Annotated in this window: 13 protein-coding genes; 8 read left to right on the top strand and 5 right to left on the bottom strand. The window is 46.8% G+C overall.

Annotation, left to right across the window (positions count from 1 at the left end):
• Positions 1 to 21: 21 nt before the first annotated feature.
• Positions 22 to 1,287 (bottom strand): chloride channel protein, encoded by a 1,266-nt coding sequence (locus BLA28_RS20060; RefSeq protein WP_071699486.1) that lies wholly within the window; start codon positions 1,285 to 1,287, stop codon positions 22 to 24.
• A gap of 487 nt (positions 1,288 to 1,774) precedes the next feature.
• Between BLA28_RS20060 and ileS the strand changes: the two genes are divergently transcribed.
• The 3 genes from ileS to BLA28_RS20045 all read left to right on the top strand — a co-directional run bounded on the left by ileS (position 1,775) and on the right by BLA28_RS20045 (position 8,503).
• Positions 1,775 to 4,942, top strand: coding sequence for an isoleucine--tRNA ligase (gene ileS, locus BLA28_RS20055; protein ID WP_071699485.1), 3,168 nt, complete (start codon positions 1,775 to 1,777; stop codon positions 4,940 to 4,942).
• Positions 4,943 to 5,170: 228 nt separating this feature from the next.
• Complete coding sequence (locus tag BLA28_RS20050) at positions 5,171 to 7,672, top strand: glycogen/starch/alpha-glucan phosphorylase (RefSeq protein WP_009251858.1); 2,502 nt, start codon at positions 5,171 to 5,173, stop codon at positions 7,670 to 7,672.
• Positions 7,673 to 7,864: 192 nt separating this feature from the next.
• Positions 7,865 to 8,503 carry a phosphotransferase-like protein gene (locus tag BLA28_RS20045; RefSeq protein WP_044972116.1) on the top strand — a complete coding sequence of 213 codons (639 nt, stop codon included), beginning with the start codon at positions 7,865 to 7,867 and terminating at the stop codon, positions 8,501 to 8,503.
• A gap of 268 nt (positions 8,504 to 8,771) precedes the next feature.
• Here the strand turns inward: BLA28_RS20045 and BLA28_RS20040 are convergent, their stop codons facing one another.
• The 3 genes from BLA28_RS20040 to BLA28_RS20030 form a co-directional block, all read right to left on the bottom strand.
• Positions 8,772 to 9,629 (bottom strand): carbohydrate ABC transporter permease, encoded by an 858-nt coding sequence (locus BLA28_RS20040; RefSeq protein WP_071699345.1) that lies wholly within the window; start codon positions 9,627 to 9,629, stop codon positions 8,772 to 8,774.
• 9 nt (positions 9,630 to 9,638) lie between these two features.
• A complete protein-coding gene (locus BLA28_RS20035) occupies positions 9,639 to 10,550 on the bottom strand; it encodes a carbohydrate ABC transporter permease (protein ID WP_069157816.1) in 912 nt (303 codons plus the stop codon).
• A gap of 77 nt (positions 10,551 to 10,627) precedes the next feature.
• Entirely contained in the window at positions 10,628 to 11,968 is a 1,341-nt protein-coding gene (locus BLA28_RS20030; RefSeq protein ID WP_069157815.1) for an ABC transporter substrate-binding protein, read from the bottom strand.
• 296 nt (positions 11,969 to 12,264) lie between these two features.
• On the opposite strand from BLA28_RS20030, the gene BLA28_RS20025 reads away from it, so the two are divergent.
• Both BLA28_RS20025 and BLA28_RS20020 read left to right on the top strand, forming a co-directional pair.
• Positions 12,265 to 14,034, top strand: coding sequence for a sensor histidine kinase (locus BLA28_RS20025; RefSeq protein WP_071699344.1), 1,770 nt, complete (start codon positions 12,265 to 12,267; stop codon positions 14,032 to 14,034).
• Positions 14,012 to 15,517 (top strand): response regulator transcription factor, encoded by a 1,506-nt coding sequence (locus tag BLA28_RS20020; protein ID WP_069157812.1) that lies wholly within the window; start codon positions 14,012 to 14,014, stop codon positions 15,515 to 15,517. Before BLA28_RS20025 ends, BLA28_RS20020 begins: the two co-directional genes overlap by 23 nt.
• A 107-nt stretch (positions 15,518 to 15,624) precedes the next feature.
• On the opposite strand, the gene BLA28_RS20015 is transcribed toward BLA28_RS20020, so the two are convergent.
• A complete protein-coding gene (locus tag BLA28_RS20015; protein WP_071699343.1) occupies positions 15,625 to 18,585 on the bottom strand; it encodes a glycosyl hydrolase in 2,961 nt (986 codons plus the stop codon).
• A gap of 134 nt (positions 18,586 to 18,719) precedes the next feature.
• On the opposite strand from BLA28_RS20015, the gene BLA28_RS20010 reads away from it, so the two are divergent.
• From BLA28_RS20010 to BLA28_RS20000, 3 genes are all read left to right on the top strand, one after another.
• Entirely contained in the window at positions 18,720 to 19,772 is a 1,053-nt protein-coding gene (locus BLA28_RS20010; RefSeq protein WP_069157810.1) for an AraC family transcriptional regulator, read from the top strand.
• Between the two features lie 150 nt (positions 19,773 to 19,922).
• Positions 19,923 to 20,732 (top strand): response regulator transcription factor, encoded by an 810-nt coding sequence (locus tag BLA28_RS20005; RefSeq protein ID WP_069150898.1) that lies wholly within the window; start codon positions 19,923 to 19,925, stop codon positions 20,730 to 20,732.
• Positions 20,716 to 22,518, top strand: coding sequence for a sensor histidine kinase (locus tag BLA28_RS20000; RefSeq protein WP_069157809.1), 1,803 nt, complete (start codon positions 20,716 to 20,718; stop codon positions 22,516 to 22,518). The genes BLA28_RS20005 and BLA28_RS20000 overlap by 17 nt, the downstream gene beginning before the upstream one ends.
• Positions 22,519 to 22,736 lie beyond the last annotated feature (218 nt).

The raw sequence follows: 22,736 nt of genomic DNA, 5'->3' as shown, positions 1-22,736 counted from the left end.
CCGAACCGCCGCCGCTGCAGTTTAAAAAGGCCTGCTTGTATGCTGGTTTACATATTTATTCTCAAATTTGGAGTAAACAATGGTCTGGCTGTGATACAGGCTGTAGTAACCGGAGAGCATATAGCTGGTGGCTGCGGCGATGAGAAAATAATAGGCATCGTCAAAGCCGAACAGTTCGAAGGAAATGAGCACGGAGGTAATGGGACAGTTGGTAACGCCGCAGAACACGGCGATCATGCCTACCGCCGCGCCCAGGGATGCAGGAAGCCCCAGAAGGGCGCCTACAGTGCAGCCGAAGGTGGCGCCGATGAACAGGGAGGGTACGATTTCACCGCCCTTATAGCCGGCGGAAATCGTGATGACCGTAAATATCATTTTGAAAAGAAAAGCCCATGGCAGCGCATTGCCTGCCAGCGCCTGTTCAATGACCGGCATGCCCGTTCCAAGGTAATCCTGGCTCCCGATAAGGAGGGTGAGGAGAATGAGTAGGATGCCGCCTGCGCAGATCCGGATATACAGGTTACTAAAATATTTTTTAAAGAAAACTTCCCCCATCTGAAGCATCATGCAGAAAAGAATGCTCAGCATGGCGCAGCAGGCCGCCAATAGGACAACCTTCAGTCCCGGAACAAGGGAAAGCTCCAGATCATTCATAACATGAAAGTTTTCTGTCTGCACGCCTATGTATTTGGCGACATCATTGGCAACCAGGGCCGCACAGATGCTGGGAACCAGCGCCGCATAGTACATGATCCCCACGCTGGAAACCTCCATGGCAAAAAAAGCCGCCGCCATGGGCGTGCCGAACAGAGCGGAAAAAGCGGCGGCCATACCGCTCATGAGAATGATTTTCTTATCTGTTTCATTAAAATGGAATATATCCCCCAGCTTTTTCCCCATGCTGCCGCCGATCTGCAGCGCCGCACCCTCACGGCCCACGGAGCCGCCGCAGAGAATGGTGATAATCGTGGAACAGAAAATAAGAAAAGCCATGCGGAACGGGATGATGATTTCACTGTGGATGCTTTCGATGACGGAATCAGTTCCGCCGTTATTTTCATAATGGAATGCTTTATATAAAAATACAATCAGCAGTCCGCCCAGCGGCAGTGTGAGAAACATGTAGTGATGCTGTGTGCGGAAAGCGGTTGCGTGGTTAAGGCACCAGGAAAAGAGAGAGGCAAACAGCCCCACGGCCGCTCCTGTCAGTCCGCTGAAAAAAAGCCATCGCAGATATTGCCCCATATTTCGGTATATTTTTGTTACATATGCTTTTATCCAGCCCATGAACAGCCTCCTTTCAGGATTGTATACAAACAGAATATAACACAATTCGACAGGCATTGAAAATAATTTTTCAATAATTGAAGCAATTCCCATGGATTCTTTCCCACAATCCCTTGACAATGCGGCTTTCCGGGCTATATAATACCGACATGAACACAGGAAAAAGCCATGAGGAAGACAGTAGTCATGTTGGAAAGGTGTAGCGAGCCGGTGCAGGTGGGAGACCGGTACGAGTAAAACATGAGGAAGATCACTTCTTAGCTGCGGGCTGAAAGGGAACAAGTAGGCAACGCCGGATTTCCTCCGTTACGGGAAACCATATATTCTTATAAAGACAGCCCGCTTTTTGGGGTTCCTGTTTTTATGAGCCGTATGCTGTAACAGGTGGTATAACGAGTCTTGAACCTCGTCCTTTTACAAGGACGGGGTTTTTTGTTCCTATGGAAAGGTTTTAGGCTGAATGCCGGAGAAAGAAAGGAAGAAGGAAATGTCACTTTACACTAAGGTAAACACAGATCTGAACTTTGTGGAACGGGAACACGAAGTGGAAAAATTCTGGGAAGACCGGAAAATCTTTGAAAAGAGCATGAAAATCAGGGAGGGCTCCCCTACCTATACGTTTTATGACGGGCCGCCGACCGCAAACGGCAAGCCCCATATCGGTCATGTGGAAACCCGGGCTATCAAGGATATGATTCCCCGTTACCGTACCATGAAGGGATATATGGTTCCCAGGAAGGCCGGATGGGACACCCATGGGCTTCCGGTGGAGCTGGAGGTGGAGAAGCTTCTGGGCCTGGACGGCAAGGAGCAGATTGAAGAGTATGGAATCGCCCCTTTCATCGAGAAATGTAAGGAAAGCGTATGGAAATATAAGGGCATGTGGGAAGATTTCTCCAGAAAGGTTGGTTTCTGGGCGGATATGGATGACCCCTACGTAACCTATCATGATGAGTATATTGAATCCGAATGGTGGGCGCTGAAGAAAATCTGGGATAAAGGCCTGCTTTACAAGGGCTTCAAGATTGTTCCCTATTGCCCCCGCTGCGGAACCCCTCTGTCTTCCCATGAGGTGGCCCAGGGCTACAAGGATGTGAAGGAACGCTCCGCTATCGCCCGCTTCAAGGTAAAGGGCGAGGATGCTTATATCCTGGCATGGACAACCACACCCTGGACACTGCCTTCCAACGTGGCTCTTTGTGTGAACCCCAAAGAAACCTATGTTAAGGCAAAGGCCGCCGACGGATTTACCTACTATATGGCTCAGGCGCTTCTGGATACGGTTCTGGGTGATTTGAACAAGGAAAATCCTGAAGTTCCGGCTTATGAAGTGCTGGAAACCTATGTGGGTAAGGATTTGGAATATAAGGAATACGAACCGCTGTTTGACTGTGCGGTGGAAACCTGTGAAAAACAGCATAAAAAAGCTTTTTATGTGACCTGTGACAATTACGTTACTCTGACAGACGGTACCGGTGTGGTTCATATCGCTCCGGCCTTCGGTGAAGATGATGCCAATGTGGGACGCAATTACGATCTGCCCTTTGTCCAGCTGGTGGATACCAAGGGTGAGATGACGAAGGAAACTCCCTGGGCGGGAACCTTCTGTAAGGATGCGGATCCTGTTATCCTGAAAGAACTGGCGGCAGCAGACCTGCTGTTTTCCGCACCTAAATTTGAACACAGCTATCCCTTCTGCTGGAGATGCGATACACCGCTGATCTACTATGCAAGGGAATCCTGGTTTATCAAAATGACGGCGGTAAAAGAGCATCTGATCGCCAACAATAATACAATCAACTGGATCCCGGAATCCATCGGTAAGGGCCGTTTCGGAGACTGGCTGGAAAATATCCAGGACTGGGGCCTGTCCAGAAACAGGTATTGGGGAACTCCCCTGAATATCTGGCAGTGTGACTGCGGGGAAATGCTTTCCGTGGGAAGCCGTGAAGAGCTGGAGAATTTAAGCGGCAATCCGGAAGCGAAGACGGTGGAGCTGCATCGTCCGTATATCGATGCCATCACCATCCCCTGCCCGAAATGCGGAAAGCCCATGAAGCGTGTGCCGGAAGTGATTGACTGCTGGTTTGATTCCGGAGCCATGCCTTTCGCACAGCATCATTATCCTTTTGAAAATAAGGAAACCTTTGAGCAGCAGTTCCCTGCCCAGTTTATTTCAGAGGCTGTGGATCAGACCCGCGGATGGTTTTATTCCCTCCTGGCGGAATCCACTCTGCTCTTTGACCAGACTTCCTTTGAAAATGTAATTGTCCTGGGACTTGTACAGGATGAGAACGGCCAGAAGATGAGCAAGTCCAAGGGAAATGCAATCGATCCCTTCGACGCTTTAAATGAATACGGTGCGGATGCTATCCGCTGGTATTTCTATTCCAGCAGTGCTCCCTGGCTGCCCAGCCGTTTCCACGGCAAGGCGGTAATTGAGGGACAGCGCAAATTCATGGGAACCCTTTGGAATACCTATGCGTTCTTCGTGCTGTATGCCAATATTGATAATTTTGACGCCACAAAATATAAGCTGGAAGCCGACAAGCTGTCCGTGCTGGATAAATGGCTGTTAAGCCGTCTGAATACCCTTATCACGGAAGTGGATACCCGTCTGGACGCTTATCAGATTCCGGAAGCGGCAAGAGCCCTTCAGGACTTTGTGGATGACTGCAGCAACTGGTATGTAAGAAGAAGCCGCGAGCGTTTCTGGGCCAAGGGAATGGAGCAGGATAAGATCAATGCTTATATGACTCTGTATACCGCACTGGTAACCGTAAGCAAGCTGGCAGCTCCCATGATTCCCTTTATGACGGAAGAAATCTACCTGAACCTGGTGAGAAGTCTGGATAAAAATGCGCCGGAAAGCGTACATCTGTGCGATTTCCCCAAAGCGGATCCCGCCTTTGTGGATAAAGAACTGGAAGAGGCGATGGAAGAGGTGCTGGATATCGTTGTTATGGGCCGTGCCTGCAGAAATACGGCAAATATAAAGAACCGCCAGCCTATCGGCACCATGTTTGTAAAGGCCGGAAACACCCTGAGCGATTTCTATAAGGAAATCGTAGAGGATGAGCTGAATGTGAAGAAGGTGGTATTCACTGACGACGTAAGAGACTTCACCACCTATACCTTCAAGCCTCAGCTTCGTACGGTTGGGCCGAAATACGGCAAACAGCTGGGCGGAATCCAGAAGACTCTGGCCGCTCTGGACGGAAATGCCGCTATGGATGAATTGAATGCTTCAGGAAGCCTAACCTTTGACGTAAACGGCGTGGAAGTAAGCCTGACCAAGGAAGACCTTCTTATCGAAATGACACAGAAGGAAGGCTATGTATCCGAGGCCGACAATAATATGACGGTAGTTCTGGATACCAACCTGTCCGACGAGCTCGTTGAGGAAGGCTTTGTATTTGAAATCATCAGCAAAATCCAGACAATGCGTAAGGAAGCTGGTTTTGAGGTAATGGATCACATCCGGGTATCTCTGTGCGGAAATGAGACCGTAGCGGGGATCGCTTCCTCCAACCAGGAATTCATTGCAGGCAAGGTGCTTGCGGATTCCATTACGGCAGGAGATATGCTGGCTGTAAGCAAGGAATGGAACGTTAACGGTGAAAATGTGACCATCGCTATCGAAAAAGTGAACTGATCAGCGTTTTTCTGACAGAGAGCCGCCGCTTTGGTGTGAAGTGGCGGCTTTTTTTACTGAATTTATAACTTATTGTTACAAAATTACTGTTTCCATATTTGGTAAAGTGTTGTAAACTGTACGTGTCAGACTTACAGCAGGCATAATATAGTATAGGAAAGAACGGTTCCTGCATCGCTGTATGAACCGTAAAATGAACGATAATTGTGAGGAACGAGGAGAAAGTAAATGCTTAAGAAACCGGTTATTCAGAAATTTGACAAAGATTTATTCAAGAACAGTGTGGTGTATAATGTAAAGACCCTTTACAGGAAAACCCTGGAGGAGGCTACGCAGCAGCAGATTTTCCAGGCGGTTTCCTATGCCATCAAGGATATCATCGTAGATAATTGGATGAATACCCAGAAGGAGTATCAGAAGGAGGATCCGAAAACTGTATATTATCTTTCCATGGAATTTCTGATGGGCCGTGCATTGGGAAATAACCTGATTAATCTGCAGGCTTATGAGGATGTGGAGGAAGCTCTTGAAGAGCTGGGAATCGATATCAATACAGTGGAGGATCAGGAACCGGATCCGGCGCTGGGCAACGGCGGACTGGGACGTCTGGCGGCCTGCTTCCTGGATTCCCTGGCAACCCTGGGCTATGCGGCTTATGGATGCGGGATCAGATACCGCTACGGAATGTTCAAACAGGAAATCAGGGACGGCTATCAGATTGAGGTGCCGGACAACTGGCTGGCCGACGGCAATCCTTTTGAACTCCGCCGTCCGGAATATGCCAAGGAGGTCAAGTTCGGCGGATATGTTAATGTTTTTGTGGATGAAAACGGACGCAACTGCTTTAAGCAGGAAGGCTATCAGTCTGTAAAGGCTGTTCCCTATGATATGCCTATCGTAGGCTATGGAAACGGTATTGTGAATACCCTGCGCATCTGGGATGCGGAGCCTGTGGAATGCTTCCAGCTGGAATCCTTTGATAAAGGGGATTACCAGAAGGCCGTAGAGCAGGAAAACCTGGCAAGGAATATCGTTGAGGTGCTTTATCCCAACGATAACCATTATGCAGGCAAGGAGCTTCGTCTGAAGCAGCAGTATTTCTTCATTTCTGCCTCCGTACAGGAAGCGGTGGAAAAATATATGAGAAAGCATGACGATATCCGCAAATTCCACGAGAAGGTGACGTTCCAGCTCAATGATACCCATCCTACGGTAGCCATTGCGGAACTCATGCGTATCCTTATGGATGATTATTATCTCACCTGGGATGAAGCCTGGGCTGTGACAACCAAAACCTGTGCTTATACCAACCATACTATTATGGCGGAAGCCCTGGAAAAATGGCCGATTGAACTTTTCTCCAGACTTCTTCCCCGTATTTACCAGATAGTTGAGGAAATCAACCGCCGCTTTGTGGCTCAGGTTTCCCAGATGTACCCCGGCAACCAGAACAAGATTGCCAAAATGGCTATCATTTATGACGGACAGGTGAAAATGGCGCATCTTGCCATTGTTTCCGGCTATTCTGTCAACGGCGTTGCAAGGCTTCATACGGAAATCCTGGAGAAACAGGAACTGAAGGATTTCTATGAAATGATGCCCGATAAATTCAATAATAAAACAAATGGTATTACCCAGAGAAGGTTCCTCCTTCATGGAAACCCTCTTCTGGCTCAGTGGGTTACGGCTCATGTGGGCAGTGACTGGATTACCGATTTATCCAAAATCAGCGGCCTTAAGATCTATGCCGAGGATAAAAAAGCGCAGCAGGAGTTCATGAATATCAAGTATCAGAATAAAGTGCGCCTTGCCAATTACATTCTGGAGCATAACGGTGTGGAAGTGGATCCCCGTTCTATTTTTGACGTACAGGTGAAGCGTCTTCATGAGTATAAGCGCCAGCTGCTGAACATCCTCCACATTATGTATCTGTATAATGGACTGAAAGAAAATCCGGATAAAGAATTTTATCCCAGAACCTTTATATTCGGCGCTAAAGCGGCTGCCGGCTACAGGAATGCCAAGCTGACCATCAAATTGATCAATGCGGTGGCGGATGTGGTGAATAATGACCCTTCCATCGGCGGCAAAATCAAGGTGGTATTTATTGAAGATTATAAGGTTTCCAATGCGGAATGGATTTTCGCGGCGGCGGATGTGTCCGAACAGATTTCCACAGCCAGCAAGGAAGCCTCCGGAACCGGAAACATGAAATTCATGCTCAACGGAGCCCTTACCCTGGGAACCATGGACGGGGCCAATGTGGAAATCGTGGAAGAAGTGGGAATGGATAACGCCTTTATTTTCGGGTTAAGCTCGGATGAGGTAATCCGGTTTGAGAATTTCGGCGGTTATAATCCCATGGATATCTTCAATAACGATCCGGATATCCGCAAAGTACTTATGCAGCTGATCAACGGAACCTTTGCTCCTTATGATACGGAACTGTTCCGCCCGCTGTACAACTCCCTGCTGAATACACAGAGTACCTCCAAAGCGGATATGTATTTTATCCTGAAGGATTTCAAGCCTTATGCGGAAGCGCAGCGCAAGGTAGAGGCCGCTTACATCGACGAGGCAGGCTGGGCAAAGAGCGCTATCCTGAATGTGGCATGCTCCGGGAAGTTCAGCTCTGACAGGACCATACAGGAATATGTGAATGATATCTGGCATCTGGATAAGGTGGTTCTGCCGAAGAGGGCGGAGAATCCTAAGGTGATTGGGAAATAAACGATAGATATCTAGTTTGAGCGGATATAAGAATAGAAGATGTAAGAGTTCAGATAAAACTGAACTCTGCTAAAAGATGCCGGATTCATCGATGAAAGGATATAAAGTACTTGATTGATGAGAAGGCATCTTTTTTATTTTGAAAAGGATAAATTTCTCGTATACTGAAGTATGAAATGCGGAGATAAAATCATGATTATTTGCCCAAATTGCGGAGAACTTACAAAAGAACAAATACATGTTTTCAATAAAAACATACGTAAACAGGATTTTGGCCTCCTGCCCGTTTTGCCAACTTGCAGATTTTGTAATGCGGAGGTGGAAATATCACATATTTGCTCGGAAGGAAATATAATTATCCTTAATGGAACCTGTGGGAGCGGAAAATCAACGATAGCGGAACAGATGATTAAAAAAGGATTTAGAGCGATTGACGGAGACTGTGCCATTCAGGCAATGAAACATAAACAAAAATTAAAGACAGTGGATTTCAGAGAAATAATAGATGAAATTGCTTATGATATTGATGTGCTTTCTTTATACTCACGACAGCTTGTGCTGGCGGCGATAATTGTTCCGGAAGACTTGGATAAATATATTACCATGTTAAAATCCAGAAATTTAAAATACAAATTTGTGCTGTTGAAACCGGATTATCAAACGGTTTTAGAACGTTGCCGGAATAGAACTTGTCATAAGAATGTTACTCCGGAATATTGGATAAGATATTTTTATGATTTACTGGATTTTGATAACAGAATGGATATATTGGACAATACCGGAATGACAACTGAAGAGACAGTGGATCATATCTTAAAACTTTGTAATTAAAAGTAAGAAAATAAAATAGAGTTACTAATATATGGTATGAAAAATATAGAAATCCCTGTTCTGTATCACATTACAGAACAGGGATTCACTCACTAAAAAATTATCCACTAGACATTTATAATATAACATAATAGAGTATAATTGTCAATTCTTATTTGTTTGAATATACCATATGCCGTTATAAAATAAAAGATAATAAATACAGCCGCTGTGTTACGGTTCGCACACGCCTCGCGCTTCGTATCTTCCTTAATTCTGCATGTCAGCACTATCCCTTAACCGCCCCACCGGTAATCCCTTCCACCAACTGATTAGAGAATAAGAAATAAATAATGATTATAGGAACCAACGTTATCATGACAGCCGCAAAGGACACATTCATATATTTGATAAACTCATTCAGATAATTATAAATGGCCAGAGGGAGAGTACGCACGTTTTTACCGCCTAGAAGAACCATGGGCATATAGAAATCATTCCATTCACTTACAGCCGTTATTAATGCCACCGTAGAAATAACAGGTTTACATAATGGTAATATAATCTGGGCAAAAATACGAAATTCGCTCGCGCCGTCAAGCCGTGCAGATTCATCCAGTGCCATGGGGACGGTTCGGAAAAACTTCTGGAAAATATATACAGACAGAGAAATACCGGAGGCATATACCAGTATCATTCCCGGAAGCTTGTTCAGCAGAGCAAGCTTTTTCAGGATAATAAATAAAGGGAGGACGCTCACCTGTATGGGAAACATCATTCCAAACAGAAAATAGGAGGTAAGCAGGGGTTTTCCCTTAAATTCATACCGGGCAATGCCGAATGCCGTCAAAGCGGCGAGGAGCACACAGCCGGTGGTGCCGCAGGCAGTCAGGATGATGCTGTTAAGAAAATATCGCCCGAAGTGGTCTTTTTTAAAGATTTCCACATAACTGTCCAGGGAAAAAGACTGGGGCCAGCCAAAGGTATCGTTCAGGATATTTGCCTTTGTTTTAAAGGAGTTTAAAAGTGTGGAAATCAGGACAAATATGGTGATACTTGTGAATAAAAGAAGTAAAATGGAGAAAATCCAGCGGATCAGGCGGGATGTTCCGGATATTATTTCTTTGTTTTTTCCTTTCTTTGCCATATGCCCTCCTTAAGGTTCGTATTCAAATTTAGTCAGTACCTTATTCTGGATAAAGGTAACGATCATGATGATAATAAACATGGTTACGCTGATGGAAGCGCCGAATCCCAGATTGACCTCTCCGCTGAGAACACTGCCGAAGGTATAACGGTAGAAAACCATATTGACAAAATCGAGGGAGCTGTTTACGCCTCCGGTAGGGCCGCCCAGCATAAAGGGAATGTCGAAAACGCCCAAAGCCCAGATGGAGCTCATCACAATGATGGAGGAGCAGGCCGGCAGAGAAAGGGGAATCAGGATGCGGAAAAGGCGCTGTGCCTCGGAGCAGCCGTCGATCCTGCTGGCTTCAATAATATCCGACGGAATATCCATCATATTGGCGTAAAAAATCATCATGCCGGATGCGGCACCCTGCCACAGGACTAGTGCGATCATGATTTTAAAGGCCAGCTTGGGATTTCCCACCCATGCGCTGACAAGGTTATTCCATCCCATTTTTTCAAAAAAGGTATTTAAGAATCCGATAGTGGGATTGAATATCATGGTGGCAAAAAAGCTTACGATGGTGGAACTGATCACATAGGGCATAAATATCATGAATTTATAGTATTTGAAGAAAGGGATCTTCAGATAAAATAAATATGCCACCAGAAACTGAAACGGTGTGATAATGAACCACACACAGAGCAGATATTTCAGGTTGTTTTTCAGGGCATTAAAAAATACAGGGGCAATTCTTGTATTGGTGAACAAGGTTTTGAAGTTTTCTATTCCGATAAAGTTCATTTCTCCCAGGCCCGACCATTCAAATACCGACAGGTAAATGACATAGATGATGGGAAGGATAATGAAAACGGTATATGCAAGGAAGCCGGGAGTTATAAAAAGGAGATAGGACTTTTTTCTTCTTTGTTTTTTCATATTCGATCTCCAGTCTGTATTGCGGATAAGCGCCTATACGGACCTGCATGGATATACAGGCCCGTATCCGGCAATTACTATTGCATTTCTTTTCCTAAATCATCCATGAGCTGATCTACGGTTATATCTCCTACAAAAAGCTTGGGGAAGTATTCTTCCGTGATGGCATTTCCGGTTCCGCCTTCTACGGAGTATTTGGAAATAAGGGACTGCCAGCTTGTATATACGTTATCACAATCGGATATTTCGTTGGCGATAGGGTTGGCGGACTGTATTTCCGGGCTTCCTGATACGGCTCTCTGAACCTGTACCCAGGTAGTCTGGGCTTCCAGGGAAGCACAGTACTGGGCAAAGGCCTTTGCCGCTTCCGGGCTCTTGGTATCTTTGTAAATGGAAAATCCGTTTGCACAGGTGCCGACCATTCCGGTGGTACCGTCCTCGGCGGGGATCTGGAAAGCTCCGTAATTCAAATCCGGGTTATTGGATTCGATGCTGGACATTTCCCAGGAACCGCCGATGAACATGGCTGCCTTGCCTGTGGTAAAGGTGAGGATTGCGGCAGAGCCATCGATAACACCCTTGTAATTATCTCCGTAATAACCTTTGTCCGCCCATTCCAGCATTTTGTTCAGGGCATCCTTGGCGGGCTGATCCGTCAGCTTAACGGAATAATCGGAAAGGCCCTTGGTATATTCAGGATCCATAGCGGATAAAACAGGTTCAAAAATAAATAATACGCTGCCGAAGCTGGTGGGGGAGAAGGAAATGGGAATGACTCCCGCATCCTTTTCTTTTGCCAGAAGCTCTTCGAATTCGCTGAACTTTGCGGGGATTTCCCAGCCGTTTTCTGCAAAGAGGTCTTTGTTATAGAAGCAGGCCCGGGTATCCATGGTGAGCCAGGGAACGGAATAAACGGTGCCGTCAATGGTGGCGAGCTTCAGGCTGTCTTCGGTGAGTGCGCTGAAATCCAGATCACTGATATCCATAAGAACATCGTTTTTTACATAATCCTGCATATTTGTGGTAGCGGTTCCGTTGGTCCAGAACAGGTCAGGTGCCTCACCGGACTGGATGGCTGTTGTAAGAAGGCTGTAATAGGTATCCCCGTCTTTGATTTCATATTCCACTTCTACATTGGGATATTTTTTCTGGAAGCCTTCGATAACGGCGGCCAGAGAATTTTCAAAGGTGGTTCCGTGTTCCCAGATGGTCAGGGAACCGGTAATGGTGTCGTCTGCTGCAGCTTCATCAGAAGCAGCGGGTGTTTCTGCCGGCATGTCTGTTTCAGGAGCTGCGTTTGATTCCTGGGGCTCCTGTGCGGACGGCGCTGTAGTAGATGCGGTATTGCCGCAGGCAGTCAGGCTGGCGGCCAGAAGTGCTGTACAGGTTAAGAGTGCGAGTGCTTTTTTCCCTTTCATAATGAATCCTCCTAGTTTTGCTTTAACCTCGAGATTATGATTTCATTATATCGGGTTATCGGATCGGAACAATTAACAATCTTACCGTTCCCATTCACAATATTATCCAATTCCTCAGATATGTGTCCGAAAGGTTACGGATTTTATGATTTATTCACGAATTTATCTGAATTTTTCAAGGCCTTCCAGTCGGTTGTAAATGAAAAAACCGTATGATAGAATAAAAAATATGAATTCCTTCCCGGTTTGTCTGCTTCATGATACAGGTGGAGTGAGGAAAGGTACGAGGAGAAGTTATGGAGAAGGAAAGCTTGTTTTTTACAAATCATTTTTCAATCAGTCTGAAGCATCATCTGGTGCTGTATTATATTTTTCTTATTATTGCGCCTTTTCTGCTGGTAATCCTTCTGTCCGTCAGTATCATGTATCGCTATACCTGCCGGATTTATGGGGATTATCTGGTCACCAATCTGAAATCAACCCAGGAACAGCTGAATACTGCCTATAACCAGTACCGTGATCTGTCCATGACACTGTATCATAACAATACGGTGGATATTCTGGCGAAGAAGAGGATCACCGATGAGGACTGGGAACAGATCCGGCTGGAAATGAGCAATATCTGCAATGCCAATTCCAAAATGGCCTCCATGCAGATCGAAGTACAGGGCACTATGGTACATGCGGGGACCTCCAATGTAAGTATTGTAGATTATGTAAACAGCCACAGGGAGGAGATTGTTGCTGAAAAAGGAAGGGTTATCTGGCTTCCTCAAAGTACATATTCTCCTTATCCTTTCGGAACTTATAAGTATGTGATTGCCCGTTCCCTGAATTCCAAAGGAAAAGAGAATATCGGCATTATGTATATGACGGTGGATAAATCCATTTTTGATGATGCATTCGGCGCGATTACAATGGATGGCGCGGTCACCTATATCCTTCATCCTTCCGGTACGGTGCTGTATTCATCGGACAGCAGCCGTCTGAATCAGGATTTTCATATAGAAGGTATGGCTTTTACGGAAAAAACAGGATATTTCACCAAAAAGATACAGGGAGAAAATTGTCTGGTCGCTTATGCCAAGTCTTATAAAACAGAATGGATCCAGCTGGTAATTGTTCCGGTAAATACGTTCTTTTCGAATTTCCAGCCGGTGAGAGTGAGTATTTTTATATTGGCCTGTATTTATGTGGTTCTTATTTTTTTGATGATTGTTCTGATGAACCGGCATATAATCCGGCCCATCCTTTCCCTGACACGAGCGATGGATCGGTTTGCAGAAGGAGAGCTTCAGATCAGCGAGGCGGAGACATACAAAACGAGGGAAATAAACAGCCTTTTTATCCATTTTAATTCCATGACAAAAAAGGTACATGAACTGATTATGGATAACCGCAGGGTGGAAAGGGAGAAAAATAACTTTGAAATGCAGGTGTTGATATCCCAGATGAATCCTCATTTTATATATAATTCGTTAAACACGGTAAAATGGCTGGCGGTAATTAATAAGCAGTCCACGATACAGAATGTGACAGATTCCCTGATTTACATCCTCATGCAGATCACAAATAAAAAGGACAGCCTTCACAGGATTGCAGATGAGAAAAAGCTTCTGGAGCATTATGTGGTTATCCAGAAAACACGGTTTATGAATTTTGACATGCATTACAATGTGGAACCGGACACGGAGAATCTGCTGATACGGAAATTCCTGCTGCAGTCTATTGTGGAAAACGCCATTATACATGGCTTCAGCAGAGGGAAGGTAAACGGCGGCCGGATAGAATTAAAGTCATACAGAAAAGAGGGGAGGCTTCATGTTGATATCAGCGACAATGGAAAAGGGTTTGATATCTCCGAATGGGAGCAGCGGGAGGAGTCTGCTGACATGCAGCATACCAATGTGGGGATAAAAAACATCCGGCAGATCATTAAGCTGGAATATGGAGAGCCTTTCGGGCTTTTTATGGAGAGTGAACCGGGGAAGGGAACATGCGCCCATTTTATTCTCCCGGTTATGGAAATGGGAGCGGCGGCAGATGATACGGACGATAATAATTGATGATGAAATTCTGGCGAGGATAGGGATTCAGACCTTTCTTGAAGGGAAACAGGATATTGCGGTACAGGGAACCTTTTCTTCCTCCCTGGATGCTTTAGGGTATCTGCGAGGGGAGAATCAGGTGGACATCGTGATTACGGACATTGAAATGCCGGATATGGACGGGCTGGCTTTCATAAAGGCGGTGCGGGAGGAAAATCTGTGTGCCGGAATTATTATCGTGAGCTGTCATGATAACTTTTCCTATGCGAGGGAAGCCCTGGAGCTGGGAGCCGACAGCTATATTCTGAAGCAGGAGGTTACGGAAGAAAAGCTGAATGAGGTGATAGAAAAAATAAACGGGGAAAAGATTCTGCCCATGCTTGCAGAAAAGAACAGGAAAGAGAAAGGGAGGGGGACACAGGACGGACAGGTCTGCAGCAGCAGTTATGTGACCGGAGTCTTAAAGCTTCAGAGCCGGGACAGCGCAGATGACTCCCTGATATCAGGCCATGTGGATAAAACCATGCTGATCCATCTGCTGGAAAATATTGTGGAAAAAGAAGGGATGGGCACTTTTTTTTCTCCGTACAATAAAGAGATGTTCATTCTGTTCCAGTTCCCGCAGGAACAAAGCTGTGAGGAAAAAGCGGAGCAGCTTAAGAAAAATTGTGATGACCTGAATCAGAATGTGAAGCTGTTCATAAACGAAAGGCTGCTGATAGGCTGCAGCGGGTTCTTTGACGAGCTGAAGGATATGCGGGAACGGTATCAGGAAGGCCTGAATATGCTCCGCCAGGATTTTTATGAGTCAGGGGAATATTTTTTTGTGGCGGATAGCTGCCTGCGGAGAAAAAAGGAAGTTTTTTCGCCTGATACGGAGCAGTTTACGGAAGAGGAATGGATAGGGGAATTCTGCAGGCAGCTGACGGTTTATATCGATAACTGCAGGGACAGAAAGGAAGATCCGGATAATGTCAAAAAAGAATTGTTTCATGTGATGAACCGGTTTATCTATACGCTGGCTCAGAAATACAGCCTGGCGGGCCAGTTGATTCTGGGCTTTGGGGGAAAGCTGGAAGGAATTATGGATGCTTCCTCCAGGAGCAGGCTGGAATATGAACTGACGGAAAAAATGCAGGAGCTTTCCTCGGCTTTGCGTAAGAGGCTGGCGGATGATACCATGGAGTCTGTGCTGCAGTATCTGGAGGAGCATATTTATGAGCAGATACCATTAACGGAGGCTGCACAGAAGAGCTTTATGAGTGTCCCCCATTTCTGTAAAAGATTCAAGGAATACACGGGGGAAACCTATGTTAAATACGTTAATAACAGGAGAGTGGAGAAAATCAAGGAATATCTGGACTGCGGAAAATATTCCCTGAATGAGATTGCCTGCATGATGAATTTCCAGAATATGAATTATATGATACGGCTTTTTAAGTCAACGACAGGACTGACCATTAGAGAGTATAAAAGGTCCGCAAAAAAGCGGGAGGAATGAACCATGCGGTATGCACCCTGCGAAAGTAACAGAGACTGCCTTTTCAGGGGCAGTCTCTGTTTAAGAGAAGAAGTATTTATAAAACCGCACTCTGCTGAAAAGGAAGATTACAGAGAAGAAAGCACCTTCTTTTCATAGGGAAGCAGATATACCTCACCCCACAGGCCGTAGGCATCAGGAACCCTTATTTCATTCTGCCATTTATGATAGGTTATGGCGTTTCTGGAGGTATAATCCAGAAGGGCATTGAGCAGTGTGGAGGCTATGGTAATAGTCAGCGTGTTTTCTCCTCTGTGAAGGAACGGGCTGATATCCACGTAGGAGGAGGACTGATTCGCAGGAATTTCCCTGTGGTTCACCATAAGGCTGAAGCTGTCGCAGATTTCGCCGAGCTTCAGTACATAGCCGGCATTATCTTCCCAGGCTTTTTCCAGGATAAAGGAGGTTTCATAAATCCCTGTGCCGGAAGTGTTTTCCTGGCCCGGAAGATCCTTCCAGGGAACCAGGGGATCGAGATGGTCATAGGTGAAAATAGTTTTTATGCTTTCTGACGGAATAGGGCTGTCAGACCATTTTTCAAGGGTCAGCTTCCAGTTTTCCAGGGGAAGGGAACAACCGGTAAAAGCTTTTTCATATAAATTGCCGGATGTATCGTATTCTGCCCGGATGGTGAGAGCCTCCGTGTGCAGGGAGGGAATATCCAGACCGAGGCAGGCCGGATTTTGGATCAGTGCGATGACACAGCTTTCATTTGGCTCCAGATGCAGGGAAATGGTTACATTTTCGTCTCCTTCCTGGTAGGCGGCGACAGGATGTATGGAACCGCTCCAGGTATCCAGCAGGCAGGGCAGTCCTTTGCCGGACAGAGTGACCGGCGTATCCTGGGCGGGCATTTCCTGTGCCTGCGGAAAGGTGTCGGAATCGCCGTAGTTATAAAAGTAATAAAAGTCTGTTTCCGGTGTATGACGGCATACGTTGAGTATCCGGGAACGTTTGTGGTACCTGGCATTGGGGAGGATTTGAAGTTCCTCCAGAATGGCAGGTACTTCCTGTACGGTATTTACCTGTTTCACCCAGGGAAGCAGAAGCAGCTCTTGGATGAGAGGGGCGATTTCCTTTTCCAGATGGAAGGCCGGCTGCTGGGGCAGGGAGCCTACAAACAGGACAGGAAGGCCTTCTGAAGCAAATTCGCGGAGCCTGAGGGCGGTTTCGTAAGGAAGAAAATTCTGGTTATCCAGAATCAGCGCCTTATATGCCGGGCCGTCGGGAGCGAGTACGGCCCGGCGGGGTTCGTGCTGTGTTTCCGCCGCTTGTGTTTGAGAAAGAGCCAGGGCGGAGGGACTGATAAAATCATAGGTGTAGCCGTTCTGTTCCAGAAGCCCGTCATCGTCATATAATTTTACCGCATGATTAAAATCAATGATTTCTTCATAGCTCTGCCGGTAGACGGCCAGATCGATTCTGCCGGTGCCCTGTCTCAGGATGAATTGATTCCGGGCGAGGAAATCCGTGTAATGATTCACATGAAGCCAGTTGGGCTGGCAGCTGCTCCAGTTATTGGAGAATTCGCTGTAACCCATAGTCGTATAGCCGGGCCAGTGTGTCCCCGGAAGGAAGCCGTTTTCGTTCCCTTCTCCATCATAATAGCCTTCATAAGAGTAGCCATGGAAAACAGCCTGGTTTACGCAGCAGGAAAAGGCCCTCTGGATGTGCCACAGCTGGTTCCCCCAGGTCTGCTGATAATTGCCGGAGTTGACGCCTCCGTTGCCGCGTCCGTTCATCTCTGCGGAGGCCTCAATGGAATAAATCTGCTTTCCTGACAGGTGCATACTGCCGGCCTGCAGACGGTAGAAATCCAGAATATCCCCGCCATATAAGGTTTCGGTTTCCGGGATGGTCACATACATGGCTGTCTGGGCCAGTTCCAGATCCTTTCCATAGGAAGTCTGATAACGCATATTAATATGGTGCTTCTCACAAAATCGGGTAAGAGGGATCAGGTGGTTATCCACATAAAGCCGGGTGAGAAATTCCTGATAATCACGTATGATCTGATCGTTATGTTCATCAAATCGAAATTCCGGTACCGGAAACGAAACAAAACAGCCGGGGCTGTCCGGATCATACAGGGCGGGAAGATAGGGAGCCAGATCGTACTGGTTTTCTTCCCGGAAGGATTCCAGAAAACCCCAGGTCCAGTCCAGATGCGTCTGGAATTCCAGGGAATCGATAAACAGGGAAACCATGTGTGAGAAGTCATCTCCGAAGTAAGGGATCAATTCTTTTTCCCAATAGCCGGTAAGGCGTTCCGTGGCTTTTGGGCTGTAATGATCCAGCTGGAGATTCTGGCAGGTTTTATTTCCGGAGGGGTGTTCCCACCAGCCGAACAGAACATATTCCCCTTCGTCCTCGGGACAGAAGGTAATCTTCCAGGAAAGAGGATCCCCTTCCTCCTGAAGAACCTCTTCTCCGAGACGGAAAGCCCTTGCGGAGGAATAGGCGAGAGTCTTGGTGTCTTTATCCGTATACCGGGCGCAGGTTACCGCAGCCAGACGGGGCAGCGTGCCTGCGGAAGCGGCGTCCTCCACGGCCTGGGAAGGTACCGGTATGAGGCCGGAATAGGGGCGGGACTTTGTTATACCGTCAAGATATGCACAGTCAGCCTCCATCTGGGCACCCTGTTCAGGGTCGGATGCATCGGTGATGCCGGGGAGAGCGAGAGGCCAGAAGGGTGTCATGGAAAAATCAATGGTAAAATTGTATTTTGCCGCAGTCTGCAGAATATGTCCGGCGAAAGTTTTCCACTTCGGAGTCCCCCATTCAATGGTGAAATCGCCGGAGGTGTCAAAACGGGGCATGGGAACCACCTCGGCGCCGCTGAAACCGGCTTCGGCCATGGAACGGATATCCTTCTCAATACCGTCCATGCTGAGCATGGCGGAGGGCAGCCACCAACGCATTCTGGGACGGCTGTTTCCGGTTGGGTTCCGGAATTCTTCCGGAAGGTTACCGATGGTTTCATAATGGACCAGGTGGGGCCATTCAGGATTAGTACGATAATTTTTCATAAGATATACCTCATGTGGATCCGAAACAAAAGACTGGTTACCATTTTATTATAGAATAACGTTTTGGGAGACTGTATTGAATAATAGGACGAAAAAGGGTAGTATTTATGTATTAAAGTGACAAGGGGACAGTTATGACAGAGGACAGAGAACTGTGTTCCATCCGGGAATGGATAGCGTTTGAAAAAAAGGAGCCGGACATCTGCGGGGAAAGCAGAGAGGGGTACTTTACCAATCTTTCCCCGGATGGGACGGGCATGGGGGATGACGTTGGGCGGAAAACGGAATCGCACCAGACCATACGGGCCGAGCATGCCTTTGCGAAGGAAGAGCAGGTAAAGGTAGCCATGGAGACGGTGAATGCCGCGGATCGCAGGAACGGGATACACAGATTTGTAACCCGGTTTCATAACCATGATTTTTTTGAGTTGATTTTTGTTTTTCAGGGTCACTGTACAACGACCATTGAGGGGAAGGCCGGTATGCTGACCGAAGGGGATATCTGCATTTATAACCTGGAGGCCGTTCATCAGCTGGGGATTGAGGATGAGGACTCCGTTATTTTCAATATAATTATGAAAAAAGAATGGTTCCACAGTATGCTTCTTCCTTTGTTGGACAGTACTAACCCCATATCCGCTTTTTTTACCAAAGCGCTGTACCATATCGAATCACCGGCAGGGCATCTGGTATTCTCCTATGAAGAGGGAAGTGAGGCCAGGGCCTTTGCGCTCACCATTATCGCGGAATTTTACCGGAAAAAGGAAATGTACCAGAATATGATGTATGTGAACCTTGCAGGACTTTTTATTGCCCTGGCAAGGCAGTATGAAAAACGGATCGCCAATCGCAGCATCGGGGAAGACAGGGTGGATATCGTCCGGGTTATTTCCTACATATCCGTGAATTACAGGGAGATCACGCTGGAGGATTTGGCCGATCATTTTAATTATACGAAACGGACAATGATCCGCCTGATAAAAAAATATACCTACAGAACCTTCAGCAATCTTGTTATGGAATTCAGGATGAACCGGGCCTGTGCCCTGCTGAAGGAAGACAGGCTGACTATTGAGGAAATCGCTTCAGAGGCGGGATATGGGGACAGGGGGTATTTTGACAAGGTATTTAAACAATATCACCGGATAACGCCTGCGCGGTATCGGAAGGAGTACCAAAGGAAATAGAAAATGCGGGTGGATGAGGCGGCTTTTGATGAAAGTACAGGAATCGATTGACGGTAAAATACGGCAGATGATAAGCTGTTTATAAGCGGCGGCGGACAGGCTCCGCAGCCGGAGGGGAAGGAAAGAGCTTTATCGGGGGAAAGGAGTTATATGATTAAAGTACTGGTAGCGGATGATGAAAGGTGGATCCGTAAAGGGATTGTCCGGATGATTGACAGGGAGAGGAATCCTATCGGGGAAATATGGGAAGCGGAAAATGTGACGCAGGCGCTGGAAATTTTCCGGCGGGAGATGCCGGAAATTATCCTTTCCGATGTGATGTTTCCCCAGGAGAACGGCTGCGATCTGGGTGAACGGATTTTTGAGATGAATCCCAATGCAAAGATCGTGATGATATCCGCCTATGATGATTTTGATAATGCCAGAAGGGCGCTCCGGTTCCGTGCGGTGGATTACCTTCTGAAGCCGGTGAGCAGGGAGCAGCTGAACCTGATTCTGGATCAGTGTGTGCAGCAGATAGAAACGGAAAGGCAGCAGGCGGAGGGGGAAAAAGCGGGCGCAGATGTGCTGGAAGAACGTCTTGCAGTGTTGGCTGAGGATAATTCTTCATCCCGGATTGTGGAGAAGCTGATGCGGGATATCCGGGAGGACTGCGCCAGACATTATACGCTCAGCCAGTTGGCGGAGGAATGCCATGTGACGGAATCCTATTTTTCCAGCCTGTTCAAAAAGGTGTCCGGAAAATCCCTCATGAGCTATCTGGCTCAGGTGAGGGTGGAAAAAGCGCAGGAGCTGATCGCATCCACCGAATATAAGCTGGTGCAGATAGCCGAAGCGGTAGGGTATGATGATTACCAGTATTTTACCAAGGTATTTAAGAAAATCAGCGGGGTAACGCCGGGAGAATATAAAGCGGGGATTGCCAGAGAGATAGAGGATGAGGATGGAACGGATACTTGAAAAGCTGGGGATGCGCACCAGGCTGATACTTTCATTCGGCCTTGTCCTGCTGGTGGCGATGCTGGGGACGACGCTGTCCATTAACTATTATAACCACAATTTTATCAGCGGGCTTCTGGAGCAGAACAATTCCCAGCAGATGAAGGAAATCAACTATGAGCTGAACGGCCTTTATGATAAGGTGAATCAGATTTTCATAACCTTCAATAATGAACAGCTGTATGAAATGTTCCGTTACCAGCCCCATCTGAGTGATTTTGAGCAGATGAAGCAGCGGCTGGATTATGAGCATGAGGTGAAGGAAACTATAAACGGCAATAATATGCAGTCTGTGGTCACCGGGGTCATTTTTTATATAAACGAAGATAAAAATGCCTATGTGGGAAGCGGGCCCATACAGAAGAATTTTTCTTTTCAGGAGGCGGACTGGTATCGGAAATTCCGACAAAGCGGCAGTCTGAAACTGATGTACGGGCCGCTTACGGAGGATTTCAGGCCGGAAAATATAACAAAAAATGAGGCTATTTATTATATGAGGGCCTGGAATGTGCCTTCTTCCAGCGGTTTCAGGCAGGAGGAAAAGCCGTTTATCCTGTTCAGCATAAATATGGATTATATCCGGGATATTTTCGGGGAATATGCGCAGAACTCCAGGGGGTATCTTATTTCCGATAAGGAGGAAAATGTGCTGGCAGGCATTAACCTGACGCAGGCCCAGGAGGAGGAGGTTGCCTTCCTCATCGAAAACCACAGGGAGGATTTGGGGAGGACAGGCACCTTCCTGAACCGGGAGTGGTTTGTGGATGGCGTAACTAACGATCAGTTCGGATGGCATATTTATTCGGTGGAATCCACCCAGGATACCTTCCGGGATATGAACCGGATTATCCGGAATATTAATCTTATCATTCTGGGAACCGGTATAGCGGCCATGGCTCTGACCGTTGTTTTCAGCAGCCGGATCATGATGCCTATCACGCTGCTGAATAAGCTTATCAGTACAATAGAGGAAGAAAACGACACCTTTATCCAGGTAAAAAGCAATGACGAGCTGGGGCAGATAGGGAATCGTTTCAATCAGATGAAGAGAAAGCTTCAGGAAATGAGCGCTAATATGTATCTGAGCAGGGTACAGGAAAAGGAGGCCCAGCTTTCCGCCCTGCAGTCCCAGATAAACCCTCATTTCCTGTATAATACCCTGGATAATATATACTGTATCGCCCAGATAGAAGAGGTGGATTCCATTGTCCTGCTGACGGAAAACCTGTCGAATATGATGCGGTACAGCTGTGATATGAAAAACCACAGGGTGCCGCTGGCAAAGGAAATTGAGCATGTTAAGGCCTATGTAAGTATAATAAACATGCGTTTTGATGACAGCATCACCCTGGAATGCTGCGTTGAGGCGCCGCTTCTGCAAGTGAGCATTCTGAAGCTGACGCTGCAGCCTCTTGTGGAAAACGCATGGAGCCACGGGATTCTGCCAAAAGACGGGCACAGGGGGATTATCCGAATCGATGCCGAAGTCCGGGAGGAGGCGCTTATCGTGACCGTTACGGACGACGGAGTGGGAATTACGCCGGAGAAGAGCAGGGAGCTGAATGCGCAGCTGTCCGAAGTCAATTATGAAGCTGCGGATTCGGAGAAGGGATCCGGAGTGGCCCTGAAAAACGTGAACAACCGCATTAAGCTATCGGACGGCCCGGAATACGGTCTGACACTCTTTCCTGCGGAAGGAGGCGGCTGCCGGGTGGTGATGAAAGTAAAACGGAAACAGAATGAGTGACGGTTTATCCGGGAATAAGTCTTTTTTTACGGGAAAAACGGACGTCCTGCGGCGCGGGATGTCCGTTGCTGCGTGTGAGACAAAATTACTGGTGTAGTGCAAAATATATAAAGAAGTTAAAAATATTACACGTAAAACATAAAAATAACCCACTGATTTATAAAGGGAATCTCTATAGAATAGATATATCAGATAAAACAAACGATAAAAAATGACAT

Origin of the sequence: Eisenbergiella tayi, from assembly GCF_001881565.1 — a bacterium.
Classification (GTDB): domain Bacteria; phylum Bacillota; class Clostridia; order Lachnospirales; family Lachnospiraceae; genus Eisenbergiella; species Eisenbergiella tayi.
The sequence above is the reverse complement of the archived record's forward strand: the minus strand, read 5'-3'. Positions and strand labels throughout refer to the sequence as shown.

Bases quoted from the DNA above. Each gene is read 5' to 3' on its own strand.
- BLA28_RS20045 (WP_044972116.1), top strand. From the start codon at position 7,865: ATGATTATTTGCCCAAATTGCGGAGAACTTACAAAAGAACAAATACAT.
- BLA28_RS20000 (WP_069157809.1), top strand. From the start codon at position 20,716: ATGGAACGGATACTTGAAAAGCTGGGGATGCGCACCAGGCTGATACTT.
- BLA28_RS20025 (WP_071699344.1), top strand. From the start codon at position 12,265: ATGGAGAAGGAAAGCTTGTTTTTTACAAATCATTTTTCAATCAGTCTG.
- BLA28_RS20040 (WP_071699345.1), bottom strand. From the start codon at position 9,629: ATGGCAAAGAAAGGAAAAAACAAAGAAATAATATCCGGAACATCCCGC.
- BLA28_RS20035 (WP_069157816.1), bottom strand. From the start codon at position 10,550: ATGAAAAAACAAAGAAGAAAAAAGTCCTATCTCCTTTTTATAACTCCC.
- BLA28_RS20015 (WP_071699343.1), bottom strand. From the start codon at position 18,585: ATGAAAAATTATCGTACTAATCCTGAATGGCCCCACCTGGTCCATTAT.
- BLA28_RS20010 (WP_069157810.1), top strand. From the start codon at position 18,720: ATGACAGAGGACAGAGAACTGTGTTCCATCCGGGAATGGATAGCGTTT.
- BLA28_RS20030 (WP_069157815.1), bottom strand. From the start codon at position 11,968: ATGAAAGGGAAAAAAGCACTCGCACTCTTAACCTGTACAGCACTTCTG.
- BLA28_RS20005 (WP_069150898.1), top strand. From the start codon at position 19,923: ATGATTAAAGTACTGGTAGCGGATGATGAAAGGTGGATCCGTAAAGGG.
- ileS (WP_071699485.1), top strand. From the start codon at position 1,775: ATGTCACTTTACACTAAGGTAAACACAGATCTGAACTTTGTGGAACGG.
- BLA28_RS20050 (WP_009251858.1), top strand. From the start codon at position 5,171: ATGCTTAAGAAACCGGTTATTCAGAAATTTGACAAAGATTTATTCAAG.
- BLA28_RS20060 (WP_071699486.1), bottom strand. From the start codon at position 1,287: ATGGGCTGGATAAAAGCATATGTAACAAAAATATACCGAAATATGGGG.
- BLA28_RS20020 (WP_069157812.1), top strand. From the start codon at position 14,012: ATGATACGGACGATAATAATTGATGATGAAATTCTGGCGAGGATAGGG.